The organism is Corallococcus praedator (genome assembly GCF_003612125.1).
GTDB lineage: Bacteria > Myxococcota > Myxococcia > Myxococcales > Myxococcaceae > Corallococcus > Corallococcus praedator.
In genome coordinates this window covers 1-464 of the sequence record NZ_RAWI01000944.1, presented here as the reverse complement: position 1 = coordinate 464, position 464 = coordinate 1, and the positions used below count along the sequence as shown (strand labels likewise).

The window sequence follows — 464 nt, the reverse complement described above, 5'->3', positions numbered from 1 at the left end:
ACCGCCACCCGGTCATGGCGCGTCACCCAGTGACGCCGATGGGCGAGGCCGACGTAGTGCGCCACCTCTCGGCGCAGACGGCGCTCCCGCTCGCGGCGCTGATGCGGCCGCACCTTGGCCCCGAAGGCCATGGCCGGCTGGCGGATGCGGGGGCGCGCGGCGTGACGCTCGACTGCACAGGCGAGGACGATCTCGCGGCGGTTGGCGAGCTGCTCTGGGCCCGGCGCTTCGCTCTGGGCTCGCAGGGCGTCGAGATGGCGCTGCTGGTGCATTTCCGCGACCAGGGGTGGATCGGCCCGGCCGTGGTCGCGCCGGTCCCGACGCCGGTGAACCAGGTCGCGGTGGTGTCGGGCTCGGCCTCGGCCGTCACCGCGCGGCAGATCGCCTGGGCCGAGGCGCGGGGCTGGCCGGTGATCGACCTCGATGCGGCAGCGCTGTTCGGGCCGGCGCCCGCCGCCCCGGTG

General features: G+C 76.1%; 1 protein-coding gene. It reads left to right on the top strand.

Going from position 1 to position 464, the window contains the following annotated elements:
• Positions 1-14 precede the first annotated feature (14 nt).
• A partial coding sequence (locus D7Y13_RS42515; protein WP_279637200.1) for a four-carbon acid sugar kinase family protein occupies positions 15-464 on the top strand: 450 nt, incomplete at its 3' end.